The organism is Pseudoalteromonas luteoviolacea (genome assembly GCF_001696455.1).
Taxonomy (GTDB): Bacteria; Pseudomonadota; Gammaproteobacteria; order Enterobacterales; family Alteromonadaceae; genus Pseudoalteromonas; species Pseudoalteromonas luteoviolacea_C.
In genome coordinates, this window is the sequence record NZ_MAUJ01000046.1 from 1 (window position 1) to 588 (window position 588).

The following is a 588-nucleotide window of genomic DNA, read 5'->3' on the forward strand; positions in this document are numbered from 1 at the left end:
CATATGCTTACAATGGCTTTGGCGAGCTGGTTAAGCAAACCGATGCGCGTTTGGTGAGCACACATATACGATACGATGGGTTTGGTCGTAAGATAAAGTCGTGGACCACCTCACCAAGCAGTGACGCCAGCCTATATATCGAAGGTATCAGCAGTTGGGAGTACGGCAATACAGCAACCGACCGCCATCAACTGAAAGTCGCCAAACAAGGCCGTAATTGGGCTGAGTATTATTACTATGATGGCCTAGGACGACAGGTGTCTACCCTGACATCTGTTGAGTCTGCGTTGGCGTGTCATGCCAATACGCAAGTGGTGTTTAATACCGAGCAGTATGACCTGCGTTTGGCCGCAAGCAGTGATGCGGACATGCAGGACCCACTGAAGAGTCGATGTGTGATTAGACAAACCAGTTTTGATGCATATGGGCGGGTGGCTTATCAATTTGATGATTACCGACGTAAGTCAGACGGTACCTATATCGAAGCCCGTGGTACGGTGCAGCACTACAAATTTGGGCAGGTGTTTGAGACGCTAGAAGCACGCAACAAACTTGAAGGGAAAGTGTACTTCAAAGTGAAGTCATTAA

The 588-nt window shown here is 48.5% G+C and carries 1 protein-coding gene; it reads left to right on the forward strand.

Going from position 1 to position 588, the window contains the following annotated elements:
* Window positions 1-588: hypothetical protein (locus tag A7985_RS26690; RefSeq protein ID WP_218061311.1), on the forward strand; the 588-nt coding region annotated here is incomplete at both ends.